The sequence below is a fragment of the Amphritea sp. genome (genome assembly GCF_050300915.1).
Classification (GTDB): Bacteria; Pseudomonadota; Gammaproteobacteria; order Pseudomonadales; family Balneatricaceae; genus Amphritea.
Map to the genome: position 1 here is coordinate 1 of NZ_JBNKYN010000103.1, position 13,731 is coordinate 13,731.

Sequence of the window (13,731 nt, forward strand, 5' to 3'; positions counted from 1 at the left end):
AGCCAGATAACCGCGCCCTTTACCGGCCGTATCGCAGACATTGGGGTAGCCGCCGGTGAGCGGGTGCGCAGCGGTGATACACTACTAACGCTGTATGACACCAGCACCCTTGAGGTACGTTCACAGATCCCCAACCGCTACCTGCCGCAACTGCAGCAGCAACTGCAGCGCGGTGAAACCATTGTCGCCACAGCAACACTGGATGGTCAGCCGCTTGCCCTGACCCTTGAACGCTTTGCTGCCGCTGTCGATAACGGCAGTGCCGGTGTCGACGCACTATTTCGCATCAACTCCGATAACTATCGCGGCGAACCGGGTCGCTCACTGTCACTGGAACTGACCATGCCGGAGCAGGACAATCTGCTGGCCCTGCCGCCACAGGCGATCTTCGGCACCGACCGCATCTACACCGTCAAAGATAACCGTCTGCAAGGGGCCACCATCGAGCGGGTTGGCGACATCCGCGACTCTCAGGGCGAATCGAAAGTACTGGTGCGCAGTGCGACCCTCCAGCCCGGCGAGCAGATACTGGCGACCCAGCTGCCGAATGCCATGACCGGATTGCTGGTTGAGATCGCAGGCAAAAAGACTGATGCCAAGGCGGGTTCCAAACCTGACGTAAAACCAGCTTCGGCTCCGAGCGGGGCGAAGTAAGTTATGTCGACCACTCAAGGGCCGCTGAAAAACCTGATCACCCTGTTTACCGAGCACCGGGTGGCCGCCAACCTGCTGATGATGCTGATGATACTGGCGGGCATCTGGGGATTGAAAAAACTTAACACCCAATTTTTTCCCACCTTTGAACTGGATATTATCACTATCGCGGTACCCTGGAGTGGTGCGGCAGCGGAAGATGTGGAAAGCTCGATCATTCTGCCCATAGAGCGGGAACTGAAGTCCGTCAACGGTATCGATGCACTCTACTCAACCGCTACCCAGGGGTCTGCTTCGATCCGCCTCGAACTGGAGGAGAACAGTGATGTTGCTTACATCCTCGACGAAGTAAAACAGAAAGTCGATGGCATCACCAACCTGCCAGCGGATGCGGAAAAGCCGATTGTACAGCGGGTGATCCGCTACGATGATATCGCCAGAATACTGATTACCAGTGACAAAGCCACCACACAGGAGCTGCGGGTTCTGGCGCGCCAGTATGAGCGCGAGCTGCTACAACGCGGCATCCGTAAAATAGACTTTGTCGGCATGCCGGAGGAGGAGATCGCTATTCAGATCCCCTCCAGCCGTTTGCATGAACTCGGCCTGAGCCTTAGTGATGTCGCCCAGATTATCAATCAGCGCAGCGTTGACCTGCCAGCGGGCACCGCTGCCCAGGGGGATGGTTCACGGCAGATTCGCAGCCTCAGCCAGCAACGGGATGTGGAAGGCTTTAGTCAGTTGCCGTTGATTACCGCCAAAGATGGCCGTTTGTTGCGCCTCGGCGATGTTGCCACCATTGACTGGCGTAATCAGGACAATCAAACCTATATCTCCTATCGGGGACAACCGGCAATCCAGTTACTGCTTCGCCGTACAGAGCACGAAGACACCCTCAAAGCCGCAAAAATAATGCGCAACTGGCTCAGCGAACGGCAACCGACCCTGCCACCGGATATTCAACTGATCGCCTTTGATGAGGGCTACGAGGCGATCCAGGAGCGGATTAATCTGCTCATTAAGAATGGTGTGGGCGGACTGATTCTGGTGATCGCCACCCTGTTCCTGTTCCTCAATGCCCGGGTCGCCTTCTGGGTGACCGTTGGGATTCCCGTGTCCTTTATGGCCACGCTGGCAGTGCTGTATGGCATTGGCGGCAGCATCAATATGATCAGTCTGTTCGGCATGATTATGGCGCTGGGTATTATTGTCGATGACGCCATCGTCGTCGGCGAGGACACCCTCACCCATCTGCAGATGGGCGAACCCGGCCTGAAAGCGGCTATCGGTGGTGCACAGCGGATGCTGGCACCGGTGATGGCCTCCTCCCTCACCACCATTGCGGCGTTTCTGCCGTTACTGCTGATTGGCGGCATTATCGGCAATATTCTGATCGATATCCCCACCGTGGTGATCTGCGTCATCATAGCCTCGTTGGTGGAGTGTTTCCTGATTCTCCCCGGTCATCTGCATCATAGTCTGCATAAAGCCGCCGACCTGCATCCGTCAAAAACCCGGATTAAACTGGATAGCCTGTTCAATAATTTCAAGAACGGCCGGTTCCGTGGCTGGGTGGAAAATGCGATTAAGTTTCGCTGGATAACCGTCACGACCGCCTTTGCTGCATTTATTATTGCCGTCGGCCTGGTAAGCAGTGGTCAGATCAAATTCACCTTCTTCCCCGCGGTGGAGATGGAAACCCTGAATGCCAACATCCAGTTTACCTCCGGCAGTAGCCCAGATCAGGTGGATAAGTTCCTGCAACAGCTGGATCAGACATTGCGCCAAACCGAAGCGGAACTGGGCGGCAATCTGGTGAAAATGGCGCTGCAAATTCATCGTAAAACCAATAGTAGTCGCACCAGCCAGGGTTCCAGCCAGGGCGATGAGTTCGGGGCTTTGTATGTACAGCTAACCCCCATCGACAGTCGCACTATCACCAACGGCGAGATCATTAAAAAATGGCGCAGTAAGATTATCCTGCCTGCGGGCATTGAAAAATTCACAATTGATCTGAACCGTTCCGGCCCTCCCGGCAAATCACTCGAAGTGAAACTGGTCGGTTCCGATGTCGATAAGCTGAAATCAGCCTCACTGGCGGTGCAGGATGTGCTTAGTCAGTACAACGGTGTCAGCAACGTTGATGATGATCTGCCCTATGGTAAATCTCAGCTGATCTACGAACTGACTCCCGCAGGCAAAACCGCCGGCCTGACCCTTAACTCGGTCGGTCGGCAGCTGAGAGCCTCCTTTGATGGTCAGCGGGTGCAGATCTTCAACAAAGGTGAAGATGAGGTTGAGGTCCGAGTGGTGCTGCCGGACAGTGAGCGGGACCGTTTCAGCGCTCTGGAGAATCTGCCAATTCTGCTACCCAATGGCGGCAGCGCTCCGCTGGCGAATGTGGTGACATTTTCGGATAAACAGGGGCTGGACCGCTTACAACGGGTCGATGGCCAGCTGGCGATTAAGATCACCACCGATCTCGATGAAGCAATCGCCAATGCTAACGAGATAATCGCCGACCTGAACGCTGGAAAACTACAGCAGATCACCTCAGAGTACGGCGTTCAGGCGAGTTTTGAAGGGCGAAACAAAAACCAGCGGGAGACCCTCGCGGATATGAAGATGGGGCTGTTAATTGCCCTGTTGCTGATCTTTATTATTCTTAGCTGGGTGTTCTCATCCTACAGCTGGCCGCTGGCGGTGATGCTGGCGATCCCTCTGGGGCTGACTGGCGCAATTGCCGGACACCTGCTGACGGGACAGAATCTGACAATTCTGTCGCTCTTTGGCTGTTTTGGTCTCTCGGGCATCGTCATCAACGATTCCATCGTTCTGATTACCTTCTATCAGAAGCTGCGTAAAGAGGGAATGAGTGTTCACGACGCAATCGTCGAAGCAGCCTGTCGGCGTCTGCGAGCGGTACTGCTGACCTCACTGACCACTATTGCCGGTCTGACGCCGATTCTGTTCGAAACCTCGCTACAGGCACAGTTCCTGATTCCGATGGCGACCTCACTGGTGTTTGGTCTGGCGTTCGGCACGATGCTGATTCTGTTGGTTGTACCAGCATTGCTGGTGATGCTGGAGAATGGCAAAGCCCTGTTTCACTCGCTCCTCAACCGCACTAAGACGCCTGTGCAACCCTGAACCGCCCGGTTCGCCGGGCAGTGCTGCCAGTTCAGACTAAATGGCGTTCGATATAGGTTGAGATGATCTGCATATCCTGAGGGTGCAGAGCAACAAACTTCATGCCAAACTCAAACCGATTCTGAGACAGCCGCCGCACATGAACCAGGCGACAGACTTCACTCAACTCACCCTCGGGCATACTAAAGCTGACAACATGGTCATTCACGCCTTTGGCGTTGCCATTAACGGTTTTTAACACCCGCTCCAGAGCCCGATCCCCGCAAATAGCGAGACCGTCGACACTGATATTGATAACCCGGGCACCGGTAATATCCCCCGGTATGCCCACTTTAACCTCAAAATCTGTTTCTACCCTAGGGTGGAATCGACTCTCTGTAAGCACGCTTACCAACTCCCCGCTACTACTCTGTTACTGAGTTAGATTATGTCGTAAATCGCCAGATGTCACTTATGTAATCGGCCATCGCAGATAAACTTCAATAGATGGTTGCTTTCATTGGCCTGCCGCGTTCCATCCGGTATAATTTCTGCTCTTTTGTCAGCGGCAATTACAAGGCATTTCAATGAACTCAGATCTGCAGAAGCTTCAGCCATACCCATTTGAAAAACTGGCTAAGCTGAAAGCCGGGGTAACCCCACCAACCGAGCTTGAACATATCGCGCTGTCTATCGGCGAACCAAAGCACCCGTCTCCCGCTTTTGTGATCGATGAACTGAGCCAGAATCTGGACAAACTGGCCAACTATCCAACCACCGCCGGTACCCTTGAGCTGCGTCAGACCATCGCTGACTGGGCAACCCGTCGATTTAAATTACAGCCGGGCAGCCTCACCGGAGCCGATCATGTATTACCGGTACTGGGTACCCGGGAAGCGATCTTTGCATTTACCCAGTGCGCTATCGACAGAGCGCCGGCCACCGAGGCAACACCGCTGCTGTTATCGCCCAACCCGTTTTACCAGATTTATGAGGGCGCAGCCTATCTGTCCGGTGCAGAACCCTATTATCTGAGCTGCACCGCCGATAACAATTTTGTGCCTGATTTTGATGCGGTGCCCGAGACCGTCTGGCAGCGCTGCCAGTTGCTGTTCCTCTGCTCCCCAAGTAACCCCACCGGGGCAGTTACAGACGCCGAAACGCTGACTAAACTGATCGCGTTGTCCGACCAGTATGACTTTATTATCGCCTCCGATGAGTGCTACTCAGAGATCTACTTTGATGAAGCGAAACCACCGGTGGGACTACTGGAAGTCTGTGCGCAACTGGGTCGTCATGACTACAAAAACTGTATCGTTTTCCACAGCCTGTCAAAACGCTCTAACCTGCCGGGCCTGAGATCGGGATTTGTTGCCGGTGATGCTGCTCTTATTGGTCCATTCACCAGCTATCGCACCTATCATGGCAGCGCCATGTCAATTCCGGTTCAGCTGGCGAGTATCGCCGCCTGGAACGATGAGGCCCATGTACTGGATAACCGCGATAAATATCGGGAAAAATTTGCCGCAGTGCTCGATATTCTTGAGCCGGTGATGGATGTCAGGATGCCCGATGCCGGTTTCTATCTCTGGGCCGCCACGCCGATTCCTGATGACCAGTTCACTCAGGGACTGTTTGCTCAGCAAAACCTGACCGTTCTGCCGGGCAGCTACGTGTCCAGGGAGGACCAGAATGGCGATCTGCCGGGCGCAGGCTTTGTGCGCATGGCGTTGGTGGCGACACTGGAAGAATGCGTCGAAGGCGCGCAGCGAATTCGCCGCTACGTTGAGTCACTGAACGCCTGAAGGAGCAGAGAATGACAACGCTATATGGTATTTCAAACTGCGATACGGTGAAAAAAGCGCAGCGCTGGCTGACAACCAACGGTGTCGAGTTCCGTTTTCATGATTTCCGTAAAGACGGACTGAGCGAAGCGCAACTGCGTGAATGGGTCGCAGCACTGGGCTGGGAAGCTTTGTTAAACAAACGCAGTACCAGCTGGCGCGCTCTGAGTGACGAGATAAAGAATAGTATTGATGAAGCCTCTGCGGTGCGCGAGATGCTGGCAACACCGACGCTGATCAAGCGTCCGGTGCTGAGCCATAACAACCACGTTCAGGTGGGCTTCAAAGAGAGCGATTACAGCGCTCTGTTGACATAAATTTTAACCAGTTCTATGGAGTTACAAACAATGAGTACATTTGCATTCGGTCTGGGCATCGGCACTAAGTCTTCAGACGGTGAGTTACTGGAAGTATATTTTAACAGCCCCCTGCTTAACCCTTCCGAGGCACTGATCAATACCGCTGTTGAGAAAGCAGGCTACACCGGTGGCAACCAGGCAATTGAGCTGACAGCGGAACAACTGCGCGATCTGGAAGCGGCGTTTCTGGCAATTGATGCCGAAGACCAGGCCGAGATCGTCGAGATCTGCAAAGGTACTCATCAGCCAATGATTCTGACCATTCTGGAAACCGATAGCGACCCGGTCTCAACCGCAGAGGTTTACCTGAAGCTAAGCCTGCTGTCGCACCGCCTGGTTAAGCCCCACGGCCTGAACCTGAACGGCATGTTCGGCAAGCTGCCTAATGTAGCCTGGACCAATGAAGGCGCTATCTCTCTGGCCGACCTGCCAAAGCGTCAGCTGGCCGCCCGCGCGCAGGGCCGTATCATTGATGTGCATTCGGTGGATAAATTCCCGAAAATGGCGAACTACGTTGTTCCTGCCGGCACCCGTATTGCCGCGACTTCCCGTGTCCGTCTGGGCGCACATGTTGGCGAAGGCACCACAGTGATGCATGAAGGCTTTATCAACTTTAACGCCGGCACACTGGGCGTAAGCATGGTCGAGGGTCGTATCTCTGCGGGTGTTGTGGTTGGTAACGGCTCCGATCTGGGCGGCGGTTGCTCCACCATGGGAACTCTGTCCGGTGGCAACAACGTCGTTATCTCAGTGGGCGAAAACTGCCTGCTGGGAGCCAATGCGGGTCTGGGTCTGCCACTGGGCGACCGCTGCACCATTGAAGCGGGTCTGTACATTACTGCCAGCTCTAAAGTCACGGTACTGGATGACCAGAACAACGAAGTCAGCACGGTAAAAGCCGCTGAACTGGCGGGCAAACCTGACCTGCTGTTCCGCCGTAATTCACAGACCGGTCGCATCGAAGTGAAGACCAACAAGTCGGCGATTGAGCTTAACGCAGAGCTACACGCACACAACTAAGCCTGTTGTTACTGCTTTAATCTCTGGGTGCTGCCGATCGCAGCACCCCATTATCCTCCTCTCCAACTGCCACCCGGCGCTAAGGTAAAGCCAATGTCCCAACTCTCTGCCACTCTCGAACTGGCCAAACAGATGATCTCCCGGCGCTCAGTCACTCCGGAAGATGATGGCTGCCAGGAACTGATGATCGAACGTCTGGAAGCGTTAGGCTTTCACATTGAACGCCTGCAGTTTGAAGAGGTCAGCAACTTCTGGGCGCGCCGGGGAACGCAAGGTCCGCTGTTCTGTTTTGCCGGACACACCGATGTCGTGCCCACCGGGCCGGAAGCTAACTGGGACCACCCACCCTTTGAGCCGGTGATTGAGGATGGATTTCTCTGTGGCCGTGGTGCTGCCGATATGAAAGGCAGCCTGGCAGCCTTTATCACCGCCCTGGAGCGCTTTATTGAGCACCACCCTGATCATGATGGCTCAATCGCCCTGCTGATCACCAGTGACGAGGAGGGGCCGTTCGTCAATGGCACCACCCGGGTGATTGACCACCTCGAAGCCCGCAACGAAAAGATTACCTGGTGCATCGTTGGCGAACCTTCCAGCACCGTTAAGGTCGGTGATGTTATCAAAAACGGTCGCCGGGGTTCAATCAGTGGTGATCTGACCATCCGTGGGGTCCAGGGTCATGTCGCCTATCCCCATCTGGTTGAAAATCCGATTCATATGGCAGCGCCCGCGCTGCACGATCTGGCGTCTGAACTCTGGGATGAGGGCAACGAGTTCTTTCCGCCGACCAGCCTGCAGATCTCCAATATTCACGCCGGTACCGGGGCGACCAACGTGGTACCGGGGCATATCGATGTGCAGTTTAACCTGCGTTTTTCTACCGAGGTTACTGCCGATGAGATCAAAGAGCGAACCTACGCTATCCTTAACCGCTACGGCCTGAACTTTGACATCAACTGGACCCTTAGCGGCAACCCGTTTATTACTGATCATGGTGACCTGGTAGATGCCTGCGTTGATTCGATTAAATCGGTCACCGGTCTGGATACCGAGCTGTCCACCTCCGGCGGTACTTCCGATGGCCGTTTTATCGCACCAACTGGCGCACAGGTGGTCGAACTGGGGCCAATTAACGCCACCATCCATAAAGTGAATGAACGGGTCAAAGCCGATGATCTGGACACTCTCTCATCACTCTATGAAAACATCATGGCCAGATTGCTGGTACGGTAACCGGGATGCCCTTTGCACTGAACTGTCCGGTCTGCCTGCAACCCTTGCAGGGAGATAGCAAACATCTGGAATGCCCGGAACGCCATAGTTTCGATGCCGCAAAACAGGGTTACTGGAACCTGCTACTGGCCAATCAAAAGCGCTCGAAAGACCCCGGCGACAATGCGGAGATGGTGCTGGCACGACGTAATTTTCTTTCGTTGGGTCACTATCAGCCGCTGGCAGACCGCATCGCCACCCGGCTGGCAGCGCTGGCCGCTGAGCATTCAGCCCCCCGCATCCTCGATATGGGCTGTGGCGAAGGTTATTACACCTGCCGTATGCAGCAACAGCTGGAAAAGAGCGCCACTGATTATCAGCTGGCCGGACTGGATATCTCCAAGCATGCGGTAAAATCCGCCTGCAGTCAGAGTAAAACCATCACCTGGATGGTGGCGTCCGGCGCACGTATGCCGGTTGCTGACGCCTCACTGGATCTGATCACAGTGCTGTTCAGCCGACTGATGCCAGACGAGTTCTGCCGCACGCTGAAACCAGACGCAGAGCTGCTGATCGCCTATCCGGGGGAAGGCCATCTGCTTGAACTGCGCGAACTGATCTACGCAGAGGTGCGCCACTCCGGCTTCAACCCGGCGACAGTTCTGGGAGAACAATTTGAGCATCTGGACACCGAACAGGTCAGATACCGTTTCACCCTCCCCGACCAGACCCAGATCAGCCAGTTACTGGCGATGACACCCCACGGCTGGCGGATCAATCAGACCTCCCGTGAACGCCTGGCAGAACTGCATCAGCTGGAGCTGACCCTCGATGTCTGTCTGGCCCGTTTCAAGCGACGCTGAAACATGCTTAGTCGCAATGCCAGACAACGTCTGCGCTTACGTCTTATCCGCCGCGCTGACAAGGTAAAGCAGAATCTGACTATTCTGCTAAGCGGCATCGGCATCTTTATGCTCGGCTTTATCATACTGGTTGTCGCGCAATTTCTGCTGCAGGAAAGCCTTACGCGAGAGATTATCGCTCTGATCGGCCTTATTATTGCAATTTGCGGCGCAATCGTGGCGGCATTCGGCTATATTTGCCTGAGCATTCTGCGAATTTTCCGGTTCCTGTTAACCGATATAAAGTCTGATCCTGACCCCGACCAACGCCATGACTGAAGAGCACCGCCATGACCGAAGAGCAACGTCACCCCGATATTGAGATCTACATTAAAGACCGCTCACTGGACCGGATTAGCCGCTGGCTGGAGAGCCTCTGTGATTCGCTCCAACGGGATTTTGAACAGGGCCAGGTGCATCATTTTCTGGCGGTCATTAATGGCTGCGAGATCCCGGTGATGATCCATGAGAAGGTCTCGGGCAAAGCCTGGACCAGCATCTGGTTTAACTCCGACCAGACCCCCTGGATCAAAGATCTTGATTGCGCTCAACAGGCCGCACAGGAACTGGACACCGAGATACGCTGTATCGCCAGTGGCTGGACATCCGGGGATGATCCCGATGAGTGGTGGCGGATCGAGCAGGAGACGGTGGAAAAGATTCACTGGCGAACGTAGATATTTACCTCCCTGGCATTTTAATTAAGCGTTTAACGGCCGTCTGTTGAAAAACAACCGGCCCGATAACGTCATCCGCTTAAGCCTGGGCGCTGAATTGCTGACCCGAGCGGTCTATCTCATTCAGCATTAACCGGCCTGCAGAGGCCAGACCGATACGGGCAAAATCATCCGCCGCAGAGACACTTTTCAGCGGCGTATTTTCCTGCACCGACAGATGACTCAGCACATATGCAAAATCACCCACATTGCTTTTATTCACTGCACTGTTGAGGCGGCTAACTACCTCATCGGTATACAGCGAATCAAGATCGGGATATTCCAGCGACCGGGGTTCAGGCAGACTAAACCCGTCGCTCGCGGTTCTGCTTTTCTGTGCCTGATACTCAGTGGCATTGATCAGACTTAACAACATAGAGAACTGCGCACCACGCCCCTCATTGACCGCATGGGTCAACGACGAGGTATAGTTCTCGATCCGTTGTTCTAACTGTTCAAGCCGCTCGATCTGCATCAGATAACCACAACACCGGGATTTAAATAGGGTCAGTTATGCTTCGGCCTGCAAAGGGATTTCTTGAGTATTTTCTGAGACTTATTATTTACTCGCTCCGGTTTTACACGGCCAGGAAGTCGATAAACGCCTGCACCAGCTGACTGGCACAGAGTTCCGGCTGCACCACCACCGACAACTGCCGGGAAAGCTCTAATGGCGTCTGCAGCACCATCAGCTCGCCTCTGCGCAACTCCTCAGCAATCGCTAACTGCGACAGACAGCCAAGACCCAGCCCCGCTTTAACTGACTGCTTAATCGCCTCCTGACGATTGAGAGCCATCACCGTGACCACTCGCCCATCCACTTTCTGCAGCGCCCGGTCAAATACCTCCCGGGTGCCGGACCCCTGCTCACGCAGAATCCAGCGCTGCCCGGCCATCTGTTCCACATTGACTCTGCCACTCTGAGCCAGAGGATGGGCTGGGTTGCAAAACACCTGTAGCTGATCACCTTTCCAGGGGATGATCTGCAATTGCGCGTGCGATGCAGGGCCTTCGATCAGACCGATATGTGCCTGACCTTTCTCCAGCCGCTCAATAACACCCCGGGTGTTAGCAATCTGCAGATCCGGTTCAACCTGGGGAAAGCGCTCAACAAACTCCGCCATCAGCCAGGGAAACAGATAACTGGCGATAGTGACACTGGCAGCCACCCGGAACGGACCACTGACACCACTACTATAAGGGGTTTTAAGGCTATCGACATTGATGAGAATATCCCGCACCCGCGGCAGAATATCCCGGCCAATATCCGTTATCACCAACTCCCGACTGTTACGACTAAACAGCCGGTAACCCAGTGCCGACTCCAGCTCCTTAAGCGCCTGACTGGCGGCCGACTGGCTCAATGCCTGCTCATCCGCCGCTGCCGTCAGTCTGCCCAGGCGAGCGGTTGCTTCAAATATCCTCAACTGTCTCAGAGATAGATTCATTGTTCGATTTTACTTATATCTTGTTTCAGAAACATCCATTTTACTTAATATATAAAAGATTGGAAGATAGCCCTATTCATCAAGCCGCCATTAAACAACGAACAGCGCCACCCACCAGGGGTTTTACAACCTTAATCGGAGCGCACATAAGTAGAGTCCTGACCATGCCAAGACCTGTCCTGCTTCCCATTATCGCCGCACTGGCCCTCGGACTCGCCAGCCTGGAGCCAATTGCCAGAATGGGTCTCAGCGCTCTGCCCCTGGCTATTCTGCTGGGCATGATCTGGGGACATTTCGATCAGCGCACACCCACCTCTGGCGACAGTCGCTTCACCCTGTTTTGCCAGCAACGGTTATTACGCAGCGGCATCATTCTGTTTGGTTTTGGCCTGAGTCTGGAACAGATCTTCGCGGTTGGCTGGCAGGCTCTGCTGCTGGATGCATTAACCATCTTCACCATTTTCACAGCAGGCACCTGGATCGGCATTAAGGTTTTCAAACTACACCGCGATGTTGCCATCCTCACCTCCGTTGGCAGCGCCATCTGCGGTGCGGCGGCGGTGCTGGCGACAGAGTCAGTCCTCAAGCCGAAACAGCAGCATGTCACCGTTGCGGTCGCCACCGTTGTATTGTTCGGTACCCTGGCGATGTTCAGCTATCCGCTGGTCTACCAGTTTGCCGGCATGAGCGAACAGGCGTTTGGCGTCTATATCGGCAGCACCGTACATGAAGTGGCGCAGGCGGTGGCAGCTGGTGAATCCATCAGTACAGACACACTGCAAACCGCCGTGGTGGTTAAGCTGATCCGGGTGATGATGCTGGCCCCTTTCATCCTCCTGCTGAGTTCCCGTCTGCGCCGCACAGACAGCGAGCAGACCGGTAGCGGTAAAATCATCATCCCCTGGTTTGTATTCGGCTTTATCGCCGCCACCGCTGTGAACAGCCTGATAGCGATACCTGCTCCACTGCTTAACATCATCAAACTGACCAGCCAGTTCAGTCTGGCGCTGGCAATGGCAGCACTGGGTTTACAAACCCGCTGGGTAACTATTAAACAAGCTGGAGCTAAGCCGTTGTTACTGGCATTAATACTGTTTCTGCTGCTGATCTTTGGCGGCTATCTGCTAAACAAGTGGCTGATTACGGTGTAAACGCTAGCAAGAACGCCCCGGCAGATGAGTGTCCCTCCCGGGGCGGTAGTTTTTACTTCCCTTGACGGAATAAGCGCCCAAACGCTTTACTCCTGAACTTTCTATTCACGAGCTCTCCGATACGGATTAAAGTAGAATTGTCTGTCAGTCGGTTCAACCGCCTTTTTCAATAATGTCTGAGAGTTAATAATCAAAGATGGGACGCTATCGGCCACCGGGTCAGCCACAATCACGCTATATCACTGCGGCAGGCGCAAAACGTCTGGATGAAGAATTAAAATATCTGTGGAAAGTAAAACGTCCGGCCATAACCCAATCGGTTAAAGAAGCCGCCGCTCAGGGAGATCGCTCGGAGAATGCCGAATATATCTACGGCAAGAAACAGCTTCGGGAAATAGACCGCAGAGTTCGTTACCTCTCTAAACGGCTGGATGTATTAACCGTTGTTGACCGCCTGCCTGACGACCACAACACGGTGTTTTTTGGTGCCTGGGTAACCGTACTGGACGAGAACGATAAAGAAGCGTGCTACCGCATCGTCGGCCCTGACGAAATTGGCGATTCTGCAGGCTATATCAGCATGGACTCGCCCATGGCCCGTCAACTACTGAAAAAGCACCTGGGTGATGAGTTTTACATACTCCGCCCCGATGGCAACGAAACCTGGTATGAGATTACCGGGATAGAGTATCGGGAAGACACTTAGAAGCAAGTAGCTAGACGCGACTGCGTCGCTTGCTAGAACGGCGCTTTGCGCCTGAAGTTGCTAGAAAAAGACTTAAGAGTGCGCGCTTGCCCTGCCAGGCGCTGTCTCGCTACGCTCGGCTCGAACCTCATTTTTGTAATGAACGGGTTCTCATCCTGTACGTTTAGCATTCGATTACTTTTCTACAGACGTAAAAAAACCACCCTGCGGTGGCTATTTAGTAGAAGTGGTGGGTCGTATAGGATTACTACGCGCTACGCGCTTGCCCTGCGGGCCGCCGTCGCGGGCTCCGGCGTTGTCTCGCTGCGCTCGGCTCGAACCTTAGGTTCTCATCCTGTATGTGCCATAAATTACAGACATAAAAAAACCGCAATTAAGCGGCTTAATTTAGAAGTGGTGGGTCGTATAGGATTCGAACCTATGACCAATTGGTTAAAAGCCAACTGCTCTACCAACTGAGCTAACGACCCACACCAAACTTCTTTTTCCCCATTCCACTGTTCTCCTGAGAGAAAGTGGTGGGTCGTATAGGATTCGAACCTATGACCAATTGGTTAAAAGCCAACTGCTCTACCAACTGAGCTAACGAC

The 13,731-nt window shown here is 54.1% G+C and carries 14 protein-coding genes, 1 tRNA gene and 1 other RNA gene; 11 read left to right on the forward strand and 5 right to left on the reverse strand.

The window, feature by feature from the left end:
- Nucleotides 1-654: HlyD family efflux transporter periplasmic adaptor subunit (locus tag ACQY8X_RS19115; protein WP_428036727.1), on the forward strand; the 654-nt coding region annotated here is incomplete at its 5' end.
- A 3-nt stretch (nt 655-657) separates the two neighbouring features.
- A complete protein-coding gene (locus ACQY8X_RS19120; protein ID WP_428036728.1) occupies nt 658-3,804 on the forward strand; it encodes an efflux RND transporter permease subunit in 3,147 nt (1,048 codons plus the stop codon).
- A 31-nt stretch (nt 3,805-3,835) separates the two neighbouring features.
- Here the strand turns inward: ACQY8X_RS19120 and ACQY8X_RS19125 are convergent, their stop codons facing one another.
- Nucleotides 3,836-4,189, reverse strand: coding sequence for a PilZ domain-containing protein (locus ACQY8X_RS19125; protein WP_428036729.1), 354 nt, complete (start codon nt 4,187-4,189; stop codon nt 3,836-3,838).
- A gap of 181 nt (nt 4,190-4,370) precedes the next feature.
- On the opposite strand from ACQY8X_RS19125, the gene dapC reads away from it, so the two are divergent.
- The 7 genes from dapC to ACQY8X_RS19160 all read left to right on the forward strand — a co-directional run bounded on the left by dapC (nt 4,371) and on the right by ACQY8X_RS19160 (nt 9,797).
- Nucleotides 4,371-5,588, forward strand: coding sequence for a succinyldiaminopimelate transaminase (dapC, locus tag ACQY8X_RS19130; protein WP_428036730.1), 1,218 nt, complete (start codon nt 4,371-4,373; stop codon nt 5,586-5,588).
- An 11-nt stretch (nt 5,589-5,599) separates the two neighbouring features.
- Nucleotides 5,600-5,944, forward strand: coding sequence for an ArsC family reductase (locus ACQY8X_RS19135; RefSeq protein ID WP_428036731.1), 345 nt, complete (start codon nt 5,600-5,602; stop codon nt 5,942-5,944).
- 30 nt (nt 5,945-5,974) lie between these two features.
- Nucleotides 5,975-7,006, forward strand: a complete 1,032-nt coding sequence (gene dapD / locus ACQY8X_RS19140) for a 2,3,4,5-tetrahydropyridine-2,6-dicarboxylate N-succinyltransferase (RefSeq protein WP_428036732.1) — start codon at nt 5,975-5,977, stop codon at nt 7,004-7,006.
- Nucleotides 7,007-7,099: 93 nt separating this feature from the next.
- Nucleotides 7,100-8,239, forward strand: a complete 1,140-nt coding sequence (dapE, locus tag ACQY8X_RS19145; RefSeq protein ID WP_428036733.1) for a succinyl-diaminopimelate desuccinylase — start codon at nt 7,100-7,102, stop codon at nt 8,237-8,239.
- Nucleotides 8,240-8,244: 5 nt separating this feature from the next.
- The gene (locus ACQY8X_RS19150; protein ID WP_428036734.1) at nt 8,245-9,081 is read left to right on the forward strand and encodes a putative RNA methyltransferase; all 837 of its coding nucleotides are present in this window, start codon (nt 8,245-8,247) and stop codon (nt 9,079-9,081) included.
- Nucleotides 9,082-9,084: 3 nt separating this feature from the next.
- The gene (locus ACQY8X_RS19155) at nt 9,085-9,399 is read left to right on the forward strand and encodes a hypothetical protein (RefSeq protein ID WP_428036735.1); all 315 of its coding nucleotides are present in this window, start codon (nt 9,085-9,087) and stop codon (nt 9,397-9,399) included.
- Between the two features lie 11 nt (nt 9,400-9,410).
- A complete protein-coding gene (locus tag ACQY8X_RS19160; RefSeq protein WP_428036736.1) occupies nt 9,411-9,797 on the forward strand; it encodes a hypothetical protein in 387 nt (128 codons plus the stop codon).
- 79 nt (nt 9,798-9,876) lie between these two features.
- On the opposite strand, the gene ACQY8X_RS19165 is transcribed toward ACQY8X_RS19160, so the two are convergent.
- Complete coding sequence (locus tag ACQY8X_RS19165; RefSeq protein WP_428036737.1) at nt 9,877-10,311, reverse strand: hypothetical protein; 435 nt, start codon at nt 10,309-10,311, stop codon at nt 9,877-9,879.
- A 103-nt stretch (nt 10,312-10,414) separates the two neighbouring features.
- The gene (locus ACQY8X_RS19170) at nt 10,415-11,284 is read right to left on the reverse strand and encodes a LysR family transcriptional regulator (protein WP_428036738.1); all 870 of its coding nucleotides are present in this window, start codon (nt 11,282-11,284) and stop codon (nt 10,415-10,417) included.
- A 164-nt stretch (nt 11,285-11,448) separates the two neighbouring features.
- Here ACQY8X_RS19170 and ACQY8X_RS19175 point away from each other — a divergent pair, with 164 nt between their 5' ends.
- The gene (locus tag ACQY8X_RS19175; RefSeq protein ID WP_428036739.1) at nt 11,449-12,435 is read left to right on the forward strand and encodes a YeiH family protein; all 987 of its coding nucleotides are present in this window, start codon (nt 11,449-11,451) and stop codon (nt 12,433-12,435) included.
- Between the two features lie 196 nt (nt 12,436-12,631).
- Nucleotides 12,632-13,141, forward strand: a complete 510-nt coding sequence (gene greB, locus ACQY8X_RS19180; RefSeq protein ID WP_428036740.1) for a transcription elongation factor GreB — start codon at nt 12,632-12,634, stop codon at nt 13,139-13,141.
- Nucleotides 13,142-13,368: 227 nt separating this feature from the next.
- On the opposite strand, the gene ACQY8X_RS19185 is transcribed toward greB, so the two are convergent.
- Nucleotides 13,369-13,495, reverse strand: a non-coding RNA gene (locus ACQY8X_RS19185) — RtT sRNA.
- A 40-nt stretch (nt 13,496-13,535) separates the two neighbouring features.
- Nucleotides 13,536-13,611, reverse strand: a tRNA-Lys gene (locus tag ACQY8X_RS19190).
- Between the last annotated feature and the right edge of the window lie 120 nt (nt 13,612-13,731).